Origin of the sequence: Variovorax restrictus, assembly GCF_051216715.1 — a bacterium.
Taxonomy (GTDB): domain Bacteria; phylum Pseudomonadota; class Gammaproteobacteria; order Burkholderiales; family Burkholderiaceae_C; genus Variovorax.
In genome coordinates this window covers 186,848-205,617 of the sequence record NZ_JBPJZH010000003.1, presented here as the reverse complement: position 1 = coordinate 205,617, position 18,770 = coordinate 186,848, and the positions used below count along the sequence as shown (strand labels likewise).

The 18,770-nt window shown below is 67.3% G+C and carries 11 protein-coding genes and 1 riboswitch; of the genes, 5 read left to right on the top strand and 6 right to left on the bottom strand.

The window, feature by feature from the left end; all coding sequences use genetic code 11:
- Positions 1-3: 3 nt before the first annotated feature.
- Genes ACSFA0_RS20430 through ahcY form a run of 4 tightly spaced genes read right to left on the bottom strand, consistent with a single transcriptional unit; the run spans position 4 to position 3,771 of the window.
- Positions 4-714, bottom strand: a complete 711-nt coding sequence (locus ACSFA0_RS20430) for a septal ring lytic transglycosylase RlpA family protein (protein WP_435452125.1) — start codon at positions 712-714, stop codon at positions 4-6.
- The gene (metF, locus tag ACSFA0_RS20425) at positions 711-1,544 is read right to left on the bottom strand and encodes a methylenetetrahydrofolate reductase [NAD(P)H] (protein WP_435452124.1); all 834 of its coding nucleotides are present in this window, start codon (positions 1,542-1,544) and stop codon (positions 711-713) included. Before metF ends, ACSFA0_RS20430 begins: the two co-directional genes overlap by 4 nt.
- Positions 1,522-2,322, bottom strand: a complete 801-nt coding sequence (locus ACSFA0_RS20420) for a TlyA family RNA methyltransferase (RefSeq protein ID WP_435452123.1) — start codon at positions 2,320-2,322, stop codon at positions 1,522-1,524. Before ACSFA0_RS20420 ends, metF begins: the two co-directional genes overlap by 23 nt.
- A gap of 9 nt (positions 2,323-2,331) precedes the next feature.
- The gene (gene ahcY / locus ACSFA0_RS20415; RefSeq protein ID WP_435452122.1) at positions 2,332-3,771 is read right to left on the bottom strand and encodes an adenosylhomocysteinase; all 1,440 of its coding nucleotides are present in this window, start codon (positions 3,769-3,771) and stop codon (positions 2,332-2,334) included.
- Positions 3,772-3,846: 75 nt separating this feature from the next.
- A riboswitch (S-adenosyl-L-homocysteine riboswitch) is annotated at positions 3,847-3,913 on the bottom strand.
- Between the two features lie 149 nt (positions 3,914-4,062).
- Here ahcY and ACSFA0_RS20410 point away from each other — a divergent pair.
- The 5 genes from ACSFA0_RS20410 (at position 4,063) to ACSFA0_RS20390 (ending at position 11,780) form a co-directional block, all read left to right on the top strand.
- Positions 4,063-5,466: a hypothetical protein gene (locus ACSFA0_RS20410; protein ID WP_435452121.1), complete on the top strand. Its 1,404-nt coding sequence runs from the start codon at positions 4,063-4,065 to the stop codon at positions 5,464-5,466.
- A 122-nt stretch (positions 5,467-5,588) separates the two neighbouring features.
- The gene (locus ACSFA0_RS20405) at positions 5,589-7,217 is read left to right on the top strand and encodes a peptide chain release factor 3 (RefSeq protein ID WP_435452120.1); all 1,629 of its coding nucleotides are present in this window, start codon (positions 5,589-5,591) and stop codon (positions 7,215-7,217) included.
- An 18-nt stretch (positions 7,218-7,235) separates the two neighbouring features.
- Complete coding sequence (locus tag ACSFA0_RS20400) at positions 7,236-8,993, top strand: ArnT family glycosyltransferase (protein ID WP_435452119.1); 1,758 nt, start codon at positions 7,236-7,238, stop codon at positions 8,991-8,993.
- A 16-nt stretch (positions 8,994-9,009) separates the two neighbouring features.
- A complete protein-coding gene (locus ACSFA0_RS20395) occupies positions 9,010-10,215 on the top strand; it encodes an HAD-IIB family hydrolase (RefSeq protein WP_435452118.1) in 1,206 nt (401 codons plus the stop codon).
- Positions 10,216-10,337: 122 nt separating this feature from the next.
- A complete protein-coding gene (locus ACSFA0_RS20390) occupies positions 10,338-11,780 on the top strand; it encodes an NAD-dependent succinate-semialdehyde dehydrogenase (RefSeq protein ID WP_435452117.1) in 1,443 nt (480 codons plus the stop codon).
- Positions 11,781-11,835: 55 nt separating this feature from the next.
- Here the strand turns inward: ACSFA0_RS20390 and ACSFA0_RS20385 are convergent, their stop codons facing one another.
- Both ACSFA0_RS20385 and uvrA read right to left on the bottom strand, forming a co-directional pair.
- The gene (locus ACSFA0_RS20385; RefSeq protein WP_435452116.1) at positions 11,836-12,810 is read right to left on the bottom strand and encodes a tripartite tricarboxylate transporter substrate binding protein; all 975 of its coding nucleotides are present in this window, start codon (positions 12,808-12,810) and stop codon (positions 11,836-11,838) included.
- Positions 12,811-12,893: 83 nt separating this feature from the next.
- Positions 12,894-18,659 carry an excinuclease ABC subunit UvrA gene (gene uvrA, locus ACSFA0_RS20380; RefSeq protein WP_435452115.1) on the bottom strand — a complete coding sequence of 1,922 codons (5,766 nt, stop codon included), beginning with the start codon at positions 18,657-18,659 and terminating at the stop codon, positions 12,894-12,896.
- Between the last annotated feature and the right edge of the window lie 111 nt (positions 18,660-18,770).

Here is an 18,770-nt window from a genome sequence, read left to right as displayed (position 1 = left end):
CGGCTACTTTTGCCGGCGGGCCGCGACCTGCCGCTTCGCCTTGGCGGCACGCGCTGGCGCCTTGGCCTGCCCGCGATCGGTGTCTGGCGACGGCTGCAATGCCGCCACGTCCGCCACCTCGCCGTTGCAGCGCATGCCCGGCTGGTCGACGACGTGCAAAGCCACCTGCTTGATGCCCGTGCTGACCATGTCCAGGGCCTCCGCGGCAGCCCGGCTCAGATCGATGACACGGCCGGCGGCAAACGGCCCGCGGTCGTTGACACGCACCAGCACCTCGCGCCCGTTGACCAGGCTGCGCACGCACAGCACGGTGTTGAAGGGCAGCGTACGGTGCGCCGCTGTCATGGAGGTCATGTCGAAGCGCTCGCCATTGGCGGTCTTTCGCATATGGAAGCCGATGCCGTACCACGACGCACCGCCGCGCTGGTAGATGGTGCGCGGCGCCTCGTCGCCGGGCACGCCGTCATCGGGGCCGAGCTCGTCCTCGCCCGTCGAGGCCAGGTCGTAGCGCACGGCAGGCACGGCCGAACGAGGACGCGCACCGGCCGGCACCGACAGATCGCGCGTCAGCGGCCGAAGGCCGGTGCCAGCCGGCGCGGCCGGCGACTTGGCCTCATCGGTCGAAGGTGGCGCGACGCAACCCACCAGCAGCCCGGCGAGCAAGGCGGCGAAGCCAGCTCGCCAAGACACACCGCTGGCGCGGCCGAGCGTCATGCGCGCTTGCCGAGCCGCTCCAGCAGGGCGAGCGTGGCAGCGGATTGGTTCATCGTATAGAAGTGCAGCGCCGGGGCGCCACCGTCGCGCAGTCGCTCGCACAGGCGCGTCACCACGTCGAGGCCGAAGGCCTTGATCGACGCGATGTCGTCGCCATAGCTCTGCAGCCGCAGCCGGACCCAGCGCGGAATCTCGGCACCGCAGGCGTCGGAAAAACGCATGAGCTGCGTGGAGCTGGTGATGGGCATCACGCCCGGCACGATCGGCGTCGAAATGCCCAGCCTGCTGCATTCATCGACGAAGCGGAAGTACGCATCCGCATTGAAAAAATACTGCGTGATGGCCGAATCGGCACCGGCGCGCACCTTCTCGGCGAAGGCTTTCAGGTCCGCCTCGGGCGAACGCGCCTGCGGATGCACTTCGGGGTAGCAGGCCACCTCGATGTGGAAATCACGGCCCGTCTCCTCGCGGATGAAGGCCACCAGGTCGCTCGCGTACTGGAACTCGCCACCCGCGCCGTAACCGCTGGGCAGGTCGCCACGCAGGGCCACCAGACGTTTGACGCCCATGGCCTTCAGTTCGCCGAGTTGGCCGCGCACGGTGGCCTTGGTGGCGCCGATGCACGAGAAGTGGCTGGCAGCATCGCCGCCCTCTTCCAGGATCTCGCGCACCGCGGCGAAGGTGCCGTCGTGGGTGGAACCGCCTGCGCCGTAGGTCACCGAGCAGAACTCGGGGCGCATCGCATAGAGCTGCTGGCGCACCGCACGCAGCTTCACCGCGCCTTCGGGCGTCTTGGTCGGAAAGAATTCAAAGCTCAGCGGAAGTTGCATCGGCAGCTCCTTCTGGGCCGTCGTCGCGGACGGCATGAATGAAGAACTCGCGGTTGCCGTCGCCCCCGGCGATCGGGCTGTCGAGCCACCGCACCACGCGCAGGCCGAGGGCAGCACAGGCGTCGCGCAGCCGCTGCTCGACGATCGGGTACATCGCCTCGTCGCGCACGATGCCACCCTTGCCGACCTGGCCGGGCTGCAACTCGAACTGCGGCTTGACCAGCATCAGCAGGTCGCCGCCGGTCGCGAGGAATGGCACCACTGCCGGCAGCACCAGCGTGAGCGAAATGAAGGACAGGTCACCGACGATCAGGTCGAACGCGGTGTCCTCGTCCTCAGGAAAATCGTCGGCCGTCAGCGCACGCGCATTGACCTTCTCGATGGCGGTCACCCGCTCGTCGGCCCGAATGCGGTCGTGCAACTGCCCGTGACCCACGTCGATGCCGACCACGTGCACGGCACCGTGCTGCAGCAGGCAATCGGTGAAGCCACCGGTCGACTGGCCGATGTCGAGACAGCGACGGCCCGACGGGTCGACGCCTGTCGCGGCCAGCGCGCCGTCGAGCTTCAGCCCGCCGCGCGACACGTAGCGCGACTCGGCCGCATCGACCAGCTCGAGCTCGGCCGACTCGGGAATGTCGTCGCGGTTCTTGCCTACGCTGCGCCATTCGGCACCGCTGCCGGCGTCGCGCCAGCGCAAGCCGCCGGTGATGAGACGGACGGCTTGCGAACGCGAGGCGGCGAGGCCTCGCTCTACCAACAATTGATCAGCACGCAAGGCGCGCAATCAGTAGCGGTACGTGTCCGCCTTGTACGGACCCGCTTTGTTCACGCCGATGTAGGCGGCCTGCGCGTCGGTTAGCTCGGTCAGCATCGCGCCGACCTTCTTCAGGTGGAGGCGCGCGACCTTCTCGTCGAGGTGCTTCGGCAGCACGTAGACCTTGCCGGCTTTGTACGCGTCGGGCTTGGTGAACAGCTCGATCTGCGCAATGGTCTGGTTCGCGAACGACGACGACATCACGAAGCTCGGGTGGCCCGTGCCGCAACCCAGGTTCACCAGGCGGCCCTTGGCCAGCAGGATGATCTTCTTGCCGTCCGGGAAGGTGATGTGGTCGACTTGCGGCTTGATCTCTTCCCATTCGTACTTCTCGATCGACGCGACGTCGATCTCGTTGTCGAAGTGGCCGATGTTGCAGACGATCGCCTGGTCCTTCATCTTCACCATCGTGTCGTGCGTGATGACGTCCTTGTTGCCGGTCGTCGTCACGAAGATGTCGGCCTTGTCGGCGGCGTAGTCCATCGTCACGACCTTGTAGCCTTCCATGGCGGCCTGCAGCGCATTGATCGGGTCGATTTCCGTGACCCACACCTGGGCGCTCAGTGCGCGCAGGGCCTGGGCCGAGCCCTTGCCCACGTCGCCGTAGCCGGCCACGACCGCGACCTTGCCGGCGATCATCACGTCAGTGGCGCGCTTGATGCCGTCGACCAGCGATTCGCGGCAACCGTACAGGTTGTCGAACTTGCTCTTGGTGACCGAGTCGTTCACGTTGATCGCGCGGAACTGCAGCGTGCCCTTGGCGGACATCTCGTTCAGGCGGTGCACGCCGGTGGTCGTTTCCTCGGTCACGCCGATGATCTCGGCGGCCTTGCGGGTGTACCAGGTCGAATCGACGGCCAGCTTGGCCTTGATCGCGGCGTAGAGAATGGTCTCTTCTTCGCTCGTCGGGTTGGCGAGCACGCCCAGGTCCTTCTCGGCGCGCTGGCCCAGATGCATCAGCAGCGTGGCGTCACCGCCGTCGTCCAGGATCATGTTCGGGCCTTCGCCCTTCGAGCCCTTGGGGCCGAAGTCGAAGATGCTGTGGGTGTAGTCCCAGTAGTCCTTCAGCGTCTCGCCCTTGATCGCGAAGACCGGCGTGCCCGCAGCGGCGATGGCGGCGGCGGCATGGTCCTGCGTGGAGAAAATGTTGCACGAGGCCCAGCGCACATTGGCACCCAGCGCCTGCAGGGTTTCGATCAGCACCGCGGTCTGGATCGTCATGTGGATCGAGCCGGTGATGCGTGCGCCCTTGAGTGGCTGGGCGGCCTTGAACTCCTCGCGAATGGCCATCAGGCCGGGCATTTCGGTTTCCGCGATGCGGATTTCCTTGCGGCCCCAGGCGGCAAGGGTGATGTCGGCGATCGCCTGGTCGGCGGAAGCAACGGGGGTGGGCTTGAGAACAGCGTTCATGAAAACTCCAAAGCAGGTTTGACGACTGCCGCTGCACTCGGGAGGTTCGACCGGAAAAGGGCTCACCGCGAGAACAGCGGATGAGCGTGGTTGCGATGTAGTCCGAGCCTCACGCCTGATGGCGCTGCAACGCTCCTCGGAGCCGCCATTCTAAGTGTTCGGCGCCCGGCCGTGCTCGCGCAGGGCTCACTTATCCTTTCATCCAGTAACATTTGCACGGGCGCCTCAGAGGGCACGGGCCGGGAGGCGATTCTCAAAACACAGCGCGAAAAGCGCGACAGGGAGTCGGTTATGCAAGGAATTTCGAGGGCGCTCTACAGCGCCTTGGTGGTGAGTGCGCTGCTGGGCGCTTGCGGTGGCGGTGGCGGTGGCGGTGGCGGTGGTGGTGATAGCGGCACCGCCAGTTCCCCGAGTGGCAGTGGCAGCACGTCGGCGCCCGCCGAGACACCGCTGACGGTCAAGGTGAGTGTGAACGGCACGCCAGCCACGCCGGATGCGTCCGGCATCTATGCGGTCAAGCCAGGTGACACGGTGATGGTCACCCCCAGTCAGGCAGCCAGCTGGACGTCGACCAACGGAACGGCGAGTGCGATCACGCTGCGCAACCCCAGCATCTCCGGCAGCCAATGGGCGTCGCAGCTGGTGAACACGTTGACCACGACGACGCTCTACACGGTAAACGCCAGCGCGGGCACCACGCTGAGCGCCAAGACCGTCTTCAGTGTGGCGGCGGCGGACGCGCGCAACGGCAGCTACAAGGTCTTCGCGACCAACGGCACCCGGCAAACGCTGACGCTCAACTTCGACATCAAGACCTATGAGATGAGCGACGGTAGTAATCCTGTCGCATCGGGCTCGATCAGTGAAGACAACAACGCTACAGGCACGTACGTGTTCGGCAGCAGCCGCATCACCACCAGCACCAACAACGCGCGCTTCAAGCTCGCGCAGGACACGGTCGTCGGCGCATTCCCGTTCGTCGTCACCCAGGTGGCCACGACGAGCTATGCGGTGCAACCTTTCGTGGCCTCGCGGGCCCTGGAAACGGATGCGGTGGCACTGGATGGTGTCTACAACCGTTTCGGAATCGATGTCGGATCTGCATCGGCCAGTTCGCAGATTTCGCAAGTTCAGATATCTGGCAACGGCTCAACCTTGATCCGTTGCGCCGACAACACGATCTACAGGATCGATGTCTGCCCTGGAGGGTCGCAGCAAGCCTGGACGATCACGGCCGGGAGTACGGCCGACACCTGGAAGATGACCGAAGTCGCTAATCCCACCAACTATTCGATCTTCTCGGTCGCGCGGCTGGGTGGTCAGAAGATCTTTCTGATTGCCGGCAAGCGGCTCGCCGATCCGATGACCTCTGTGTTCCGGCTGGGCGTAACCGAGACGAGCACCTGGCCGACAGGCACCGGCGTTGGCACCAGCACGCAGGGCTCATGGGGCACCGTCAGCGTTCAAGCCGGGCAATCGACGCGAAGCGCCGTCGCAGCGGACGGCACCACATCGACGGCGCAAAACACATTCGGCCCGATGAATGCACAGGGCCCGCTGGGCATGCGAGCGATCACCAATGGCGCGAACGCAGGAGACGTCTATTTCGCGATGCAGGGAGCCAAGCTCTTTGCCATCGTCGGCGCCAACAACCCATCTACCGCTGGTTACCTCCAGATCAACCTGATGGACTGACCGAGGCGAGTCCACTGGCGGCGCCCGCCGTCAGCACGCTCGCTAAAATCGCAGGCTTTGCGTAGCCGCCGCGCCGTGAGCGCCACGCGCTCACCGTTCTTCGCGCGCCCCGCGTTCACGCCATGACCTTCGAATCCGAAACCCGCCGCCGTCGCACCTTCGCGATCATTTCCCACCCGGACGCCGGCAAGACCACGCTCACCGAAAAGCTGCTGCTGTTCTCCGGCGCGATCCAGATCGCCGGCTCGGTGAAGGCGCGCAAGGCCTCGCGCCACGCCACCTCGGACTGGATGGAGATCGAAAAGCAGCGCGGCATCTCGGTGGCTTCGTCGGTCATGCAGATGCTGTACCGCGACCACGTGATCAACCTGCTCGACACGCCCGGCCACAAGGACTTCTCGGAAGACACCTACCGCGTGTTGACCGCCGTCGATTCGGCGCTGATGGTGATCGACGCCGCCAACGGCGTGGAAGCCCAGACGCGGCGGCTGATTGAGGTCTGCCGGCAGCGCGACACACCCATCATCACCTTCGTCAACAAGATGGACCGCGAGGTGCGCGAGCCGCTCGACATCCTCGACGAGGTGGAGCGCGAACTCGGCATGCCCTGCGTGCCGATGACCTGGCCGGTCGGCCAGGGCAAGAGCTTCCGCGGAATCATGAACCTGCGCACGCAGGCGATGACGGTGTTCGAGTCGGGCAAGGAGCGCCTGTCGGACGACTTCGAGACCATCCCGCTGAGCGATCGCGACACGCTGACCCAGCGCTTCGGCGCCGACTTCGAATCGGCCATGGACAGCATGGAGCTCGCCACCGGCGCGTCGCCCACCTGGGACCATGCGGCCTTCCTCGCCGGCAAGCAGACGCCGGTGTTCTTTGGCTCCGGCGTGAACAACTTCGGCGTGATGGAAGTGCTCGACGCCTTGGTCGATCTGGCGCCGCCACCGCAGTCGCGCATCAGCACGACGATGGTCAACCGCCAGCCGGTCGTGAAAGAGATCCAGCCTGCGGACAAGGACTTCGCCGGCGTGGTGTTCAAGGTGCAGGCCAACATGGACGCCAACCACCGCGACCGCATCGCCTTCGTGCGCATGGCTTCGGGCAAGTACACGCCGGGCATGAAGCTTAAGGTGCAGCGCACCTCGAAAGAACTGCGTCCGACCAGCGTCGTGACCTTCATGAGCCAGCGCCGCGAAGCGGTGGAAGAAGCCTACGCGGGCGACATCGTCGGCTTCACCACGCACGGCGGCGTGCAGCTGGGCGACACCATCACCGACGGCGCGAACCTGATGTTCACCGGCCTGCCCTTCTTCGCACCTGAACTCTTCATGACGGTGATCCTGAAGAACCCCCTGCGCACCAAGCAACTGCAGCAGGGGCTGGCGCAGCTGGGCGAAGAAGGCGCGATCCAGGTCTTCCGCCCCGAGGTCGGTGGCCCGATGCTGCTGGGCGCCGTCGGGCAATTGCAGTTCGAAGTCGTGCAGCACCGCCTGAAGGCCGAGTACGACGCCGACGTGCGGCTCGAGGGTTGCCAGTACACCGGCGCACGCTGGATCACGGCCAACACACCGGCCGAACTGCGCGAGTTCGTCAACGCCTATCCGGCACGCATGGCGCTCGACGCGGCCAACACGCTGGCCTATCTCTGCACCTCGCCCTATGACGTGCGGCTGGCGCAGGAACGTTTTCCCAAGATTCACTTCCATCCGTTGCGGGAGCATGCGGGGCTGGCGTTGCAATCGGCCGGCTAGCGCGCCGCGCGGAACACCATGGACAAGCTCGGGTTCCTGCTGGGCCAGTACGGCGTGCTCGCGCTGGTGGTGGCCGCCTGCTGGGGATGGGGCGAGACATCGCTGCGCCTGCTGAAGATCGACCGCGATCCGGCGCCGCGCCTCGGTGTGCCGCTGGCCATCGCGCTGGGCCTGGGCATCGGCATCTGCGTGCTGCAAGGCCTGGCGATCGCCGGGCAATTGACCGTGCGCTTCGTCGGCCTCCTGATCGCGGCAGGGTTGCTGCTCGGCGCATGGCAGGCATTCGCGCACCGATCCGTCGTTCGCCGGCCCGCCTGGATATCCGGCTGGCAAGCGATGCCGCCAGCTGATCGATGGGGCCTGATCGCCCTGGCGGTCGTACTGCTGTCGACCCTGACCGCGCCACTGCCTCCGCCCACCCATTGGGACGCGCTGATGTACCACCTGCCGCATGCGCAGCAGTGGGCCGCCAGCGGCCATCTGACGGTGAACGGATGGCTGCGCTACCCATGGTTTCCGTACAACTTCGATCTGCTCTATGCGGGCGCACTGCTTTTCGACAACGACGTGCTGCCCCATCTGCTGCATGCCTCGGCGGGGTGGCTGACAGCCTGGCTGATCTACCGCCTGGGTGTGCAGCACCTCGACCGCTTGACCGCGTGCGTGGCCGCTTCGCTGTGGGTGCTGTTGGCCAGGGACGAGTTCACCCGTGCCTATGTCGACATGGGCGTCGCACTGTTCGTGCTGGTCGCTGGCGCAAGCTTCCAAACCTGGCGGACCACCGACAACCGCCGGTGGCTCCTGCCCTGCGCCTTCGCCCTGGGCCTCGCGGTGGGCGCCAAGTACCAGGCGTTGACACTGTTGCCGCTGTTTGCCGTGGGGCTGATCTGGCGCGATCGGCGCCCGACGACGTGGCTGCTCGTCGCCGGCGCCCTGCTCGTCCCGTGCATCTACTGGTATGGCCGCAATGCCCTGCTGACGGGCGACCCGTTCAACCCCATGGGAGGACGGCTCTTCGGCTTCACCGACTGGAGCGCCTCCGATCACCACTGGCAGTTCGAAGACCTTCGACGCGCGCGTGGCTGGCCCGCCTGGCCCCTGTGGCCGGCGCTCGCGGTGCCTTTCATTCCGACCCTGCGCCGCAGCATGGCGGTGCGCCGCGCGTTGATCATGGGTGGCTACATGACGCTGACCTGGGCGGTCAGCGTGCCCTACCCACGCTACCTCCTGTCGGCCTATCCCGTGCTGGTGCTACTGTCGGCCGCCGGCACCGTGTACCTGCTCCGCGTTGTGTCCACAGCGATTCCCGCTCTGCGCCAGCGCGTGGTCGTGAAGGTGGCAGTGACACTGTTGCTGGTCTATCTGGCACTAACGGCCACGGCGGAAGTCGTCCGTTACTGGAAGCGGATCTCACCCACGCCCGAGGCGCGCGCAGCGTTGCTCGCGAAGCGCGTTCCCGGCTACCCGCTCTGGGAACACCTGAAGACGCACCCTGTGGGCCGTATCTACCAACTGGGCAGCGAGGACTCGCTCTACTACGCGCCACAACCGATATGGGGCGAGGTGTTCGGCCCCTGGCGCTACGCAGACTATGCGTCCCTGCCACCGGCCCAGCTTCACCGGAAGCTGACCCAGGAACATTTCGACGCGCTGGCCGTCCATGCGGAGCGGTTTCCGGGCGTGGCCTCGCAGGCGGATTTCGATCGCTATTTCGAGCGTGTCTGGACCGAGGGCGCCGTGAAGCTCTACAAGCTCAAGCCACCCGTCGCGCCATGATGCGCACGCCTCACCCATGCTGAAGACGCTCCTCAACCGCCCCTTTGTCCAGTTCGGCATGGTTGGCATTGCCGGCTTGCTGGTGGACCTCGCCGTGTTGCACTTGCTGGCGCCGTGGTTAGGCTGGTACCTGGCACGCGCCCTGTCTTTCCTCGCTGCGGCGACCTGCACCTGGGGGCTCAATCGCACGTTCACTTTCCGCCCTGCGCCAGGTGCGCACGCACGTCTGTCGATCGGGCGCGAATACATCACCTACATCACCTCGATGCTCGGCGGCGCGGCGATCAACTACACGGTTTACGTTTTGACCCTGCACTGGATGCCCGGGCCCGCAGCGCCGACCGTCGGCGTCGCATTGGGCAGTTGCGTCGGCCTGATCGCCAACTTCACCGCCGCACGAATGCTCCTCTCACGCCCCCCCACCAAAGAACGCATGCTGCCCCTGGCGCAATGGTCCGCCGCTTCGCGCACGCAGCTCGTCGGCGTCTTCACCGACATCGACGACACCCTCACCACCGACGGCGCCATCACGCCCGATGCCTTGCAGGCGCTGGCCGCATTGAAGGCCGCCGGTCTGCAGGTGGTTGCGATCACCGGCCGGCCGGTGGGCTGGAGCGAGCCGTTCGCCACGGCCTGGCCGCTGGACGCGATCGTGGCCGAGAACGGTGCCGTCGCGCTCGAGCGGCAGCCCGACGGCACGCTGCAAAAGCGCTACCAGCAGGACCTCGGCACGCGCACCGCGAACTACGCGCGCATGCAGCAGGTGCTCGCGCGCATAGAGCGCGAGATGCCCGGCGTGGTACGCGCCACCGATTCGGCCGGCCGCGAATGCGACATCGCCATCGACCACAGCGAGTTCACGCAGCTGAGCCAGGCGCAGATCGACGAGGTCGTGCAGCGCATGCGCGACGAAGGCATGCATGCCACCGTGAGCAGCATCCACATCAACGGGTGGTATGGCGACCACAACAAGTTGGTCGGCGCGCGCTGGATCGTGCGCGAGCTCTGGGAGCGCGACCTCGACGCCGAGACGGACCGCTGGGCCTACGTCGGCGACTCCACCAACGACCAGCTGATGTTCAAGACCTTCGCGCACAGCATCGGCGTGGCCAACGTGGCGCGATTCGTGCCGCAGCTGAAAGATCTGCCGCGCTACGTGACGCAGGGCGAGCGCGGCGCCGGCTTCGCAGAGGTGGCCACGGCCGTGCTGGCCGCACGCTGACGCGTTCGCGGCCGTTGGCGTAGCATGTCGGACTCGGCCCCGCGCCGATGCTGTGGCGGCGACTCCGCCGACACCCCGCCCCCGTTTCTTTCCATCCTCCGTTGTCCGACGAAAGACGCCTCATGACCACTTCCTACCCCGCCACCCAACTGCTCATCGCCAATGAATGGGTCGACGCCAAGAGCGGCAAGACGCTCGACGTTCGCAACCCCGCCACCGGCCAGGTGATCGGCCAGGTCGCCCATGCAGGCATCGCCGACCTCGACCGTGCGCTGGCCGCGGCGCAGAAGGGCTTCGAAGCCTGGCGCGACGTGCCGGCCAACGAGCGCGCCGCGATCATGCGTCGCGCCGCCGGCCTGATCCGTGAACGCGCCGACCAGATCGCGCCGCTGCTGACGCAAGAGCAAGGCAAGCCGCTGGCCGAAGCCCGTGTCGAGACTTTGGCCTCGGCCGACATCATCGAATGGTTCGCCGACGAAGGCCGTCGCGTGTACGGCCGCATCGTGCCCTCGCGCAACCTGGCCGCACAGCAACTGGTGATGAAGGAGCCGGTCGGCCCCGTCGCGGCCTTCACGCCGTGGAACTTCCCGATCAACCAGGTGGTGCGCAAGCTGGGCGCCGCGCTGGCCGCCGGCTGCTCGTTCCTGGTGAAGGCGCCGGAAGAAACGCCCGCATCGCCCGCTGCGCTGATCAAGGCCTTCGTCGACGCCGGCGTGCCGGCCGGCACCGTGGGCCTGGTCTTCGGCGACCCGGCCGAGATCTCGAACTACCTGATCCCGCACCCGGTGATCCGCAAGATCACCTTCACCGGCTCGACGCCCGTCGGCAAGCAGCTGGCCGCCCTGGCCGGCGCCCACATGAAGCGCGCGACGATGGAGCTCGGCGGCCACGCCCCGGTGATCGTGGCGGAAGACGCCGACGTCGCGCTGGCCGTGAAGGCCGCCGGTGCCGCCAAGTTCCGCAACGCCGGCCAGGTCTGCATCTCGCCGACCCGCTTCCTGGTGCACAACAGCCTGAAGGCCGAGTTCGCGCAACTGCTGGTGAAGCACGCACAGAGCCTGAAGCTCGGCGACGGCCTGGCCGAAGGCACGACCCTCGGCCCGCTCGCCAACGACCGCCGCCTGACGGCCATGGCCAAGGTGATCGAGAACGCACAAGCCACCGGCGCCAAGGTTGCGACCGGCGGCGAGCGCGTGGGCAGCAGCGGCAACTTCTTCGCGCCAACCGTGCTGACCGACGTGTCGCTCGATGCGGACATCTTCAACAACGAGCCTTTCGGCCCGGTTGCCGCCATCCGCGGCTTCGACACGCTGGACGAAGCCATCGCCGAATCCAACCGCCTGCCCTTCGGCCTGGCCGGCTATGCGTTCACCACCTCGATCAAGAACGCGCACCAGCTGGCGCGCCGCGTCGAAGTCGGCATGCTGTGGATCAACCAGCCCGCCACGCCCTCGCCGGAAATGCCTTTCGGCGGCGTGAAGGATTCGGGCTACGGTTCAGAAGGCGGCCCGGAGGCTGTCGAGGCATACCTGAACACCAAGGCGGTGTCGATCATGGCGGCCTGATCTCGCCGCACGCCCTCCAGGCATCGAAGCCGCTACCGCTTGGTAGCGGCTTTTTTCATTGCCCCTTCGCCAGCCCGAGCTTCTCGATGATCACCTTCTCGCGCGCCACCGTGTCCTGCGCGAACTGCGCGTATTGGGCGCTGCTCTTGTAGTCGGGCAGCATGTCGTACTTGCCCAGCGCGGCCACGTAGCTCGGCTCTTCCATCGCCTGCTTGAAGGCGTCGTGCAGCTTCTTGACCACCTCGGGCGGCGTGCCCTTGGGCGCGCCGATGCCGAAGGGCGAGTTCTGCACGATGTCGTAGCCCAGTTCCTTCAGCGTGGGCGCGTCGGGGAACTTGGCCAGGCGCTTCTCGCCCCAGGTGTTGAGCACGCGCAGCTTGCCGGCCTCGACCAGCGTGGCGAAGCCGGTGCTGTCGGCGCCGGCCATCAGCTGCCCGCTCTGCAGCGCGAGCATCAGATCAGCGCTGCCCTTGTACGGGATGTGCTGCAGCTGGATGCCGGCCTGCTGCGCGATGCGCTCGGTGGTGAGGTGCGGGCTGGTCAGCGTGCCTGTCGAGCCGTAACTCAGCTTGCCCGGGTTGGCCTTGGCGTAGTCGACGAAGTCTTTCCAGGTCTTGAAGGGGCTGTCGGCCGGCACCACGATGCCGAAGGCATAGCCGGTGACGTTGATGACGTAGCTGATGTCCTTGATCGGGTCCCAGTTGATCTTGGTGGTGTAGCCGAGCCGGAACACGCCAAGCGGGATCTGCGCCACCGTGTAGCCGTCGGCCGGCGCGCCCTGCAGCGCCTGCGCGGGCAGCGTGCCGCCGGCGCCGGGCTTGTTGTCGACGATGACCGGTTGGCCGAGGATCTTGCTGGCGTTGTCGGCCAGCTGGCGCATCGTGATGTCGGTGGGGCCGCCCGCCGGGAACGCGATCACGAGCTTGACCGGGCGGCTGGGAAAGGCTTGCGCCTGCACGGCGAAAGGCGCGGCCAAGGTGGCCGCAGCCAGCGCAACAGCGCCGAAAGAGACGAGGGAACGACGTTGCATGAAAGGCTTCCTGGAGAAAAATCCGAAGCCGTCCATTGGGCCGAAGGGGACTTCACCGCGCAATCGGTGAAGTCCCGCGTCGGTCACCTGCGCGTCAGCACTGGCCCCAGCGCCACGCCGGTGTGTGTGCCGAGTTTCACCACCTCCTCCGGCGGCGCCGCGGCGACGATGCGCCCACCGCCGTTACCGCCTTCCGGCCCCAGGTCGATCAGCCAGTCGGCCTCGGCGATGACGTCGAGGTCATGCTCGATCACCACCACGCTGTGCCCGCCGTTGACCAGCCGGTGCAGCACATGGATCAGCTTCTCGACGTCGGCCATGTGCAGGCCGACCGTCGGCTCGTCGAGCACGTACAGCGTGTGCGGCGCCTTCTGCCCGCGGCGCGTGATGTCGTCGCGTACCTTGCTCAGTTCGGTGACGAGCTTGATGCGCTGCGCTTCGCCGCCGCTGAGCGTCGGCGAGGGCTGGCCCAGCGTGAGGTAGCCAAGCCCCACGTCCTTCAGCAGCTGCAGCGGGTGGCTGATGTTCGGCATGGCGGCGAAGAAGTCGACCGCCTCGTCGACCTCCATCTGCAGCACGTCGCCGATGCTCTTGCCGCGCCAGGTGACGGCCAGCGTCTCCGGATTGAAGCGCGCGCCGTGGCAGACCTCGCACGGCACCTTCACGTCGGGCAGGAAGCTCATGCCGATGGTGCGGATGCCGGCGCCGTCGCAGGCCGGGCAGCGGCCTTCGCCTGTGTTGAAGCTGAAACGCGCCGGCGCATAGCCGCGGGCCTTGGCTTCCAGCGTGTCGGCGAAGAGCTTGCGGATGGTGTCCCAGAAACCGATGTAGGTCGCGGGGCAACTGCGCGGCGTCTTGCCGATGGGCGTCTGGTCGACTTCGAGCACGCGGTCGATGCTCTCGTAACCGTCGACCGACTTGCACCCCGACCATGCCGCGCGCTTCCCCGCCGCATCCTTGTCGCGTCCGGCCTTAGTCATGCGCTGGATGACGATCGCCTGCACGTTGGTCAGCAGCACGTCACGCGCCAGCGTCGACTTGCCCGAGCCGCTGACGCCGGTGATCGCGACTAGGCGATGCAGCGGCAGCGTGGTCGTCACGTCCTGCAGGTTGTGCAGGTCGGCGCCGTGAACCGTGAGCCAGTCGGGTGCGCCGGGCTCGGGCGGCGGCACCGCGCGACGCTCCTGCAACGGATGCTTGATCGCATCGCGCAGGTAGCGCCCCGTCTGCGAATCGCCCGCCGCCTCGATGTCGGCCACCGTGCCTTCGGCCACCAGTCGGCCGCCGCGCTTGCCCGCGCTGGGGCCGATGTCGATGATGTGATCGGCGCGGCGGATGGTGTCTTCGTCATGCTCCACCACCACCAGCGTGTTGCCCTTCTCGCCCAGCTTGTGCAGCGCGTTGAGCAGGATGCGGTTGTCGCGCGCATGCAGGCCGATGGTCGGCTCGTCGAGCACGTAGCACACGCCCTGCAGGTTGCTGCCGAGCTGGGCGGCCAGGCGGATGCGCTGCGCCTCGCCGCCCGACAGCGTCGGTGCGCCGCGGTCCAGTGTGAGGTAGCCGAGGCCGACCTCTTCGAGGAACTCGAGCCGGCTCTTGATCTCGGGCACCAGGTCGCGCGCGATCTCCGCCTCACGGCCGACGAGCGCGAGGCCCTCGAACCACTGCCGGATGTCCATCACGCTCATGCGCGCGATCTCGGTGATGCCGATGCCGCCCGCGCCGAACGGGCCCGCATGCGCGGCCGGATGCGTCGCCGGGCCGAAGCTCACCGCGCGTGCGGTCGCGTTCAGGCGGCGGCCCTCGCAGGTCGGACAGACCACGTCGCCAACATCTTCGGCCTCGGGTTCGGCGAAGGTCTGTTCGCGGCCCTTCTGGTCGTCAGCCAGCACCGAGTCGTCGTAGACCTTGCGCTGGTCCTTGGTCAGCTTCACGCCGGTGCCCACGCAGTCGGGGCACCATCCGTGCTTGCTGTTGTACGAGAAGAGGCGCGGGTCGAGTTCGGCGTAGCTGGTGCTGCAGACCGGGCAGGCGCGCAGCGTGGAGAACACCTGCGTGCGCCCGATGCCCGCAGTGGGCTCGCCGGCCTCCATGGCGGGCTTGAGCGCATCGATGTCGCTCAGCACATGCACCACGCCCTTGCCGAGTTCGAGTGCCTTGGTCAGCGCTTCGCGCAGCGCCGCCTCGTTCGACGGCGACACGTCGAGGCTCGCCACCGGCAGTTCGATGCTGTGTTCCTTGAAGCGGTCCAGCCGCGGAAACGGCGCGACCGGCAGGAAGCCGCCATCGACCCGCAGGTGCGTGTAGCCGCGCGGCCGCGCCCAGTCGGCCAGCTCGGTGTACACGCCCTTGCGGTTGCTCACCAGCGGCGCGAGCAGGCCGATGTGCTGGCCCTTGAAGTTCTTCAGCAGCTGCGCCGCGATGCTGTCGGGCGTCTGCGGCTGCACCGCCGCGCCATCGTGGATGCAATGCTGCGTGCCGAGCTTGACGTACAGCAGGCGCAGGAAGTGCCACACCTCGGTGGTCGTGCCCACCGTGCTCTTGCGGCCGCCGCGCGAAAGGCGCTGCTCGATGGCCACCGTCGGCGGAATGCCGTAGACCGCGTCGACCTCGGGCCGGCCCGCCGGCTGCACGATGCTGCGCGCATAGGCGTTGAGCGATTCGAGGTAGCGCCGCTGGCCTTCGTTGAACAGGATGTCGAAGGCCAGCGTCGACTTGCCCGAGCCGCTGACGCCGGTGACCACGCTGAACTTGCCGCGCGGGATGTTGACCGAGAGGTTCTTGAGGTTGTGCTCGCGCGCGTTGACGATCTGGATCGCCTCGCGGCCGAAGGCCGGCAGCGCACGCCGCGCCAGCTCGGCGCCGCTGCGCTCGCGCACCGCATGGCGCGACGGGCCGAGCGAGAGTTCGTAGTCGCGCAGCGCGTCGCCGGTGAGCGAGCCCTTCATCTCGCGCACATGCTCCGGCGTGCCGACCGCGACCACCTGGCCGCCGCCGTCGCCGCCTTCGGGGCCGAGGTCGATGAGCCAGTCGCTGGCGCGGATCACGTCGAGGTTGTGCTCGATGACGACCAGCGAATGGCCCGCGTCGAGCAGCTTGCGCAGCGCGCGCATCAGGCGCGAGATGTCGTCGAAGTGCAGGCCGGTGGTCGGCTCGTCGAACAGGAAGAGCGTGCCGCGGCGCGCCACCGACTGCTTGCTCGCCGTGCCGCTCTTCGCCGCCTCCGCCAGAAAGCCCGCGAGCTTGAGGCGCTGCGCCTCACCGCCCGACAGCGTCGGCACCGGCTGGCCCAGCTTCACGTAGTCGAGCCCGACGTCGACGATGGGCTGCAGCACGCGCAGCACGTCGCGGTCGTTCGCGAAGGTCGCGGCGGCCTCAGCCACCGTGAGGTCGAGCACGTCGGCCACGTTCAGGCTGCGGCCGCCGCGTTCGATCTTCACCTCGAGGATCTCGGGCCGATAGCGCTTGCCGTCGCAGTCGGGGCAGCGCAGGTACACGTCGGACAGGAACTGCATCTCGACGTGCTCGAAGCCCGAGCCGCCACAGGTCGGGCAGCGCCCGTCGCCGCTGTTGAAGCTGAACTTGCTGGCGGTGTAGCCGCGCTGGCGCGACAAGCCGGCCGTCGCGAAGATCTCGCGCACGGCATCCCACGCGCCGACATAGCTCGCGGGGTTGGAGCGCGCGGTCTTACCGATCGGCGATTGGTCGACGAAAACGACATCGCTCAGATGGTCGGCGCCCAGCAGGCGGTCGTGCTCGCCGGGCGATTCGGTCGCCTTGCCGAAGTGGCGCATCAGTGCCGGAGCCAGCACGTCTTGCACCAGCGTCGACTTGCCCGAGCCGCTGACGCCGGTGACGACCACCAGGCGCTGCAGCGGAAAGTCGACGGTGATGTTCTGAAGGTTGTGCTCGCGTGCGCCTTCGAGGATGAGACGCGGCGTGCTGTCGGTCACCGCGCGCTTGAAGCCCATGCCGATCTGTTTGCGGCCGCCGAGGTAGTCGCCGGTCAACGTGTGGGCGTTGCGCAGTTCGTCGGTGGTGCCGTCGAACACGATCTGCCCGCCGCGGATGCCGGGGCCCGGGCCCATGTCGATCACGCGGTCGGCCGCCAGCATCACGGCCGGGTCATGCTCGACCACGACCAGCGTGTTGCCCGCGTCGCGCAGTCGCAGCATGGCTTCGGTGATGCGGTTCATGTCGCGCGGGTGCAGGCCGATGCTGGGCTCGTCGAGCACGAACAGCGTGTTGACCAGCGAGGTGCCGAGCGCCGTCGTGAGGTTGATGCGCTGCACCTCACCGCCGCTCAGCGTGCGGCTCTGGCGGTCGAGCGTGAGATAGCCGATGCCGACGTCGTGCAGGTAGCGCAGCCGCGTGGTGATCTCTTCGAACAGCAGCTTCAGCGCCTGGGCGTCGCCTTCGTTGGCGGTGGCGCCGTTGCCGCGGTGCTCGATGCCATCGAAGAACTTCCGCAGCCGCTCGATCGGCAGCAGCATCAGGTCGTGCAAGCACAGGCCGGGCAGCGCCTCGAGCTGCGCACGCGACCACTTCGTGCCGACCGGCAGAAAGCGCTTGGCCGGCGCGAGCACGGCGTCGGCGTCTTCCTTGCTGCCGATGCGCCATAGCAGGCTGTCGAGCTTCAGGCGCGCGCCGGCGCAGGTCGGGCATGGCGTGTAGCTGCGGTACTTCGACAGCAGCACGCGGATGTGCATCTTGTAGGCCTTGCTCTCCAGGTAGCCGAAGAAGCGCTTGATTCCGTACCACTGCTTGTTCCACTGGCCCTTGTAGTTGGGTGAGCCGTCGAGCACCCAATCTTTCTGCGCCTGCGTGAGCTTGGCCCACGGCGTGTCGCGCGGGATGCCGGCGTCTTCGGCATGGCGCATGAGGTCGTCCTGCGCCTCTTTCCATGCGGGCGTCTGGATGGTCTTGATCGCGCCCGCGCGCAGCGTGAGCTTGTCGTTCGGAATGACCAGGCCGAAGTCGACGCCGATCACGCGCCCGAAGCCGCGGCACATGTCGCAGGCGCCGACCGCCGAGTTGAAGGAGAACATCGAAGGGATCGGGTCGCCGTAGCGGATGTCGCTCTCGGGGCAGTGCAGGCCGGTCGAGAACTTCCAGATGGTCGGCTCCACATCCTCTTCCGCCGGCACCGCGTAGACCGTGAGCCGGCCCACGCCGCGCTTCAGACCGGTCTCGATCGCCTCCAGCACACGGGCGCGCTCGGCACCGGCCAGGCGGAAGCGGTCGGCCACCACGTCGAGCACCTTGCGCGGGCCGGTCGGTGTCGCGACCTCGCGCTCGGCCTGCACGCGGGTGAAGCCGCTGGCCGACAGCCATTGCGTCACCTCTTCAGGGGTGGTCGACGCGGGCAGCTCGACCGGGAAGGTCACGACGATGCGCGGGTCGCCGGCCGCGGCGGCGCGCTCGACCATCGTCGCGTAGATGGTGTCGGCCGAATCGTGGCGTACCGGGAGCGCCGTGTCGCGATCGAACAGCTGCGCGGCGCGCGCATACAGCAGCTTCAGGTGGTCGTTCAGCTCGGTCATCGTGCCGACCGTGGAGCGCGAGGAGCGCACCGGGTTGGTCTGGTCGATGGCGATGGCGGGCGGCACGCCTTCCACCTTGTCGACCGCCGGCTTGTCCATGCGGTCGAGGAACTGGCGCGCGTAGGCGGAGAAGGTCTCGACGTAGCGCCGCTGCCCCTCGGCGTACAGCGTGTCGAACACGAGGCTCGATTTGCCCGACCCGCTGGGGCCGGTGACCACGGTCATCTCGCCGGTGCGGATGTCGAGGTCGAGGTTCTGAAGGTTGTGCTGGCGTGCGCCGCGAATCCGAATGGAGCCCTGTGTCATGCGTGCCTTGGGGGTGGGGCAGACATTCTAGGAAGCGACCGAGCAGCTTTCCGGCCCATCCGTGACATGGCGCACACGACCCAAGGGTTTTCCCGGGGCCCCAATAATAGA